Consider the following 4212-nt stretch of genomic DNA (forward strand, 5'->3'; position numbering starts at 1 on the left):
TTTGAACATAATATGAACGTGGTCTTTATCATGATTCCACTCCACTAAAGTAATGTGATACGATTCTGAAATTCTTTAAATCAAGAATAAGTCGTGCCCCGTAACTACAAAGTTTTCCTAATGGCCATAATTGCAATACCCAAAATTTCTTTCGTTTGCTATTTCTTTTCAGAGGAAGCCAGGTGTGTTCAATCCAGTCGTCCGATTTCATTTCGATTTCTTCCCTAAATTCTTTCCTTTAACGTTTTCCTTTGCTACTTTAGCAGCGATAGGTTGCTCAATGAACCAATTTTTTAAGTAAATAAAAACTACTACTGGATATACTTCTTCCTTTTTCTTAACTCGTTAGCTATTTTATACTCAATATACTCCTGCTCTAACACACACAAACAATCATATACCTGATCCATAGTCTCCCCAGAAGCTAAGGACAACCCATGAAGAAACTCAATCGGCAAAGAAGCAACTGTTTTTTCCCTGGTAACCCAAGAAGACAAAGTCCCCTGCTTAAAACCATAAAGCTCACAGAACACTTCCACAGATAATCCCAAACGACCAATGATAAACACATTAACAGGATGTGAATAGACATAATTTTTTAACGACATACAACTTCCTCCATGATACATAAGACTGCATACGCAGTTATAAGTATACCACCTACACGTAGCTAGGCAAAGGGAGCAACACCTACAGAAGTATCATAGATATATTGTATAGGGCAATTTGCACCTTTTATTTTTCAACCTGTATCTACTTCAAAAAGATTCACTTCTTTAAGAGGGTTCAAGGGGGTTGATAATTGTCTAAATGTCTCTTCTACTAAGCTCTCGTTGAGTCCAAATACCTCTGTGATCCTTGTTGAATAATCTAGTCTCTTTTCTTTACTTAGTTGAATAACCCTCGCGAACAACGTTTTGACTGAAGCAATGATCATTCCGCCATTTCTTCCTCGTGTTACCTTGTAGAAGACTTTATTCTCCTCTCGTAACTCATTTAAGATCTTATCAAGTGTTCGCTTGGGCATCGTTAGTTGTGAAGCCAATTCTTTTTTTGACAGGTTCAAATAAGGCTCACTAGCAAGACTTTTTTCGCTTAGATAAGCCAATAGATCTTCTTTCCATTCATTTTTATGACTATATTTTCTTTGATCTCGTGGCTTTTTAAATTTCCACCAGCCACGTCGTTGAATGAACAGATCATTATTTTTTAAGGTTGGTGAAACCCATTGCTGGCACAATTCAATAATGAATTCTCTGCTTGCTGCTTGATAATTACCAGAATAAGCACTACGTACAATCTTTACTAATTCTGCTTCAGATAGCGGTTCCTGTAACCGTTCGTTGAATGTGAACATATTGTATTCGCAAGTATCCAATGCATAACCTGAAGAGTAATAAGCTAAAGAAAGCGTGAAAATCACATTATTTCGACCAAGACGTCCTTCTCCGCCGACGATGTTTGCTTTATGAAGTAACATATCGAACCACGGTTCATCTACTTGACGAATTTCTTTTTTCTCAGGAAAGACAATTAGTTTTCGTTCTCGATCTTCTTTTGTTTTTTGATCTGATTCAAGCTTCATCGACCATTGAATCCAGTCAGCAAAAGAATACTGATAGTTCATTTCTTTAAAAACAATATTATTTTCTTGTGGGAATCGAGCAATTCCGAAGTGGTTACATCCTAGATCCACTCCGGACAATTTTTCAGCCAACTGTAGACGAATTGTTTTTGAAATTTTTTTTGCTACATCGATCACCTTGAAATTGCTTTTCTTTGTGACATAGCCTGGTGTCTTTAGTACAAAATAAACTTGATAACCATGATCTGATTCTAAAATTAGCGTTGGCATGTAGCCCACTTGATCTAAACAGGCTAAAATAATTTCGCCTTGATGGTTCTCTTTTGAATCGATATCAACTACAAATGTGTTGATTTGACTTAAGTTTTTCTCAGAATGACCTTTAACCACTGTTCGATAATCATCCGCATAAGTACCAAAGCGATAGGTATTAGGTGTCCAATGCGTTAGTTTCTTTTCGTTCTCTAAAATAGCTTCTTCCGAAGTAATGACCATACCACGCCCAACATTCATTAATTGCTTGCTACGGTACGCAAAGATAGCACCACTCCTACTGGAATCAATATGACCTGCAGGTTTCATGGTGCTGTTTCGATATTTGTATGTACGTAAGCCGTTTTTAAGAATAGCTGAATAAATTTCGCTCAACATCGATTGTAACGTCCTTTCTCAAACAAAAAGAGAACACAGTTTAGCTTTAATCTCAGCCATAGTATGTGTTCTCTCTTCAGTGTTTAAGAATATTTAATTTAAGTACACTAAATAAACTTTCTTCTGTTGAGTTGCTCGCCTTTTTTTGGTAGAATAAAGGCAATCGGAAAAGGTATCCGATCAACTTTTAATATAAGTAGTTGGTAGCTACTTACATATTCTTGAGACGAGCGTGAACACATGTCCTAACCATGTGATTCAGAAATAATTGATTCTGCTAAAATCAATTATTTCCGTCTCTTTTTTTTATGTAATTTTTCTGTTTAAAGAGTACCACTGCTTTTGCTACTTTGTAAATAGTGAATTATCTGTGGTTTCTATAGAATTAAGTTTACCTCTTTTCACTCTAAATTGTCAACGCAAAACGCACAAATATATTTTGACATTTTGAATATATCTGATATACTGAATATAGCAAATATATTTAGTATATCCACTATATTCCTTATAAAGTCTGAATTCTTATCAATTTGGAGTATATTAGATATATCGAATATATTAAGTATATGAAGTATACTAAATATATTTAGTATAGGAAATTGGAGGGAACTATGGAAAACTTACGGACTGCATTTAAAACATCAGATAAACTAGGAAAAGTTGTAATGCTTACAGGTAGAAAAGGCGGCATTGGTAAGACTACAGACAATGATTTATTAGCGATTGTTTCTAGTCAACTTTTTGAAAAAGACGTGTTGCTAATTGATTATGACCAACAAAGAAATACTACTTCCAACATTGGATCAACGTATCAAATTACTAGCTTTGATCGATCCATGTCTGCAGCAATCAAAAAAGGGGACTGGGTTTCAGGTATTACTCAAGTAAGTCCACATTTATATATTATGGCTGGCTCTCCTGGATCTGAAGAACTTAATGAATACTTGTCCGAAAAATATCCTGATCGTCGTAAGAGATCATTGGCCTTCATTAAACCTTTAGAAGAATTGAGAAAAAATTTCGATTATATCTTTATCGACTGCCCACCATCAACAGATAATGTGGTTCGTGCATTCTTAACTGCTGCAGATTATATTATTGCAATGCAAGAATTAAAACGGTACGCAATGGAAGGAACAGAAGATTTTATTAATAAAGTTTTAGTTCCGATTGTCACGAATTTTGAAGAGTCTCATCTTCAAATCATTGGAATTTTGCCTGTTCTTTTCTCAGTGCGACGTTCCTCTCAACACGCAAACTATCAAAAAACAATTGATAAGTATGGTGAATCAAACATTTTTAAAAGCATTGTTAAAGGCTCGGATCGGTTAGAAATGTATGGTGAGAATGGTATCCAATTAAATGATTATGTAGATCGAAGATGGTGGGCTATTTTTGCAGACATCTTTACAGAATTAGAAGAAAGAATTGAATACTATGAACAACATGGTGATATTGAAGGATTTGATTATACACCTAAATATGCTGACTCAATGGCCAATCATATCCTACCTCTTGGAAAGGAGATTAAACTAAATGGCATTATTACCAACGAACAAAGATAAGAAGAAAATTGGTGCTGAAGATATTTCAATTAAAGATGATATTAATGTCGAGTTAGGGGAACGAAAGTACACTGCGAAAGAAAGAAAACCAGTTCAAGTAGATCCTCCCGTACTAAAAACCATTCGGGATCTTAGTTATGCAAAAGATATTCCTATGTATGAAATAGTCAAACTTGCAATGGACGCCTATGTTGATACTTTAAACGACGAGGAACGGATTATATATAATAGACGATCAAAAGATTAATCCTAATCCTTCAAAATATGTGTATTGTTTGGGGGTATACAACATTCACAAATTTTATTGTTTCTAGTTTTTACTATACTAAATATGGTTCTGTTGCAAAGTTTTAAATCTACTATCAAATAAGGTAGAATAATAGAAAAAGATAGCAGGAGGAATGACGATGA

At 34.7% G+C, this 4212-nt stretch carries 4 protein-coding genes and 1 pseudogene; 2 read left to right on the top strand and 3 right to left on the bottom strand.

The genetic code is table 11. From position 1 onward, the window contains the following. The 3 genes and pseudogenes from DVW83_RS14215 to DVW83_RS14225 all read right to left on the bottom strand — a co-directional run. Positions 1-75: pseudogene (locus DVW83_RS14215) on the bottom strand (transposase); the annotation flags it as partial. A 236-nt stretch (positions 76-311) separates the two neighbouring features. Continuing rightward, a complete protein-coding gene (locus DVW83_RS14220; protein ID WP_000053907.1) occupies positions 312-608 on the bottom strand; it encodes a replication control protein PrgN in 297 nt (98 codons plus the stop codon). 134 nt (positions 609-742) lie between these two features. Then, positions 743-2236 carry a primase C-terminal domain-containing protein gene (locus DVW83_RS14225; RefSeq protein ID WP_000947691.1) on the bottom strand — a complete coding sequence of 498 codons (1494 nt, stop codon included), beginning with the start codon at positions 2234-2236 and terminating at the stop codon, positions 743-745. Positions 2237-2847: 611 nt separating this feature from the next. Between DVW83_RS14225 and DVW83_RS14230 the strand changes: the two genes are divergently transcribed. Together DVW83_RS14230 and prgO are read left to right on the top strand one after the other, a co-directional pair. Further along, positions 2848-3801, top strand: coding sequence for a ParA family protein (locus DVW83_RS14230; protein ID WP_000429439.1), 954 nt, complete (start codon positions 2848-2850; stop codon positions 3799-3801). After that, entirely contained in the window at positions 3773-4048 is a 276-nt protein-coding gene (prgO, locus tag DVW83_RS14235; RefSeq protein ID WP_001196543.1) for a DNA segregation protein PrgO, read from the top strand. Before DVW83_RS14230 ends, prgO begins: the two co-directional genes overlap by 29 nt. The last annotated feature ends 164 nt before the right edge of the window (positions 4049-4212 follow it).

Origin of the sequence: Enterococcus sp. VV15, assembly GCF_005236045.1 — a bacterium.
Classification (GTDB): domain Bacteria; phylum Bacillota; class Bacilli; order Lactobacillales; family Enterococcaceae; genus Enterococcus_B; species Enterococcus_B durans.